Raw genomic sequence first — 396 nt, 5'->3', positions numbered from 1 at the left:
TTTCTTGTGTGGCTCCTGCTTCCTGTTTAGCTCTTTTGGGGGCTTTTTCTTCGTTAGCTTTCTTTTTCATCAGCATGCCCAAAAATCAAAGGCCCCCAGCTTTGCACAAAATCTATATAACGGTTGTTATCCACATCATAAAGATACGCCCCCTTACCTTTTAAAATAAAGGGTGGAGTGCCTTTACCGCTCTTAAACGCTTTGGCAATCCTCAAACAAACCTGACTTTCAACAGCGCTAATAGCCTGATAAATCGCGCATTCAACCGATCTAGCGTTGCTCTTGCCATGGCTAATGATCACGCTTTTATTCACGCCTAAAAGCGGTGCTCCCCCATATTCAGCGTAATCGGTTTTTTGTTTTAAAATACCAAACGCATTCTTAAGCATCAAAGCC

2 pseudogenes are annotated in these 396 nt (G+C 42.7%); both read right to left on the bottom strand.

Going from position 1 to position 396, the window contains the following annotated elements:
- Nucleotides 1-62: 62 nt before the first annotated feature.
- Nucleotides 63-203 (bottom strand): annotated as a pseudogene (locus tag BZK24_RS09515) (aminotransferase class III-fold pyridoxal phosphate-dependent enzyme); the annotation flags it as partial.
- Nucleotides 183-396 (bottom strand): annotated as a pseudogene (locus BZK24_RS09295) (phosphate acyltransferase PlsX); the annotation flags it as partial. The pseudogenes BZK24_RS09515 and BZK24_RS09295, both read right to left, overlap by 21 nt.

The sequence above is a fragment of the Helicobacter pylori genome, assembly GCF_001998165.1.
Lineage (GTDB): Bacteria > Campylobacterota > Campylobacteria > Campylobacterales > Helicobacteraceae > Helicobacter > Helicobacter pylori_DL.
This window is presented reverse-complemented; position numbering and strand designations above follow the sequence as displayed.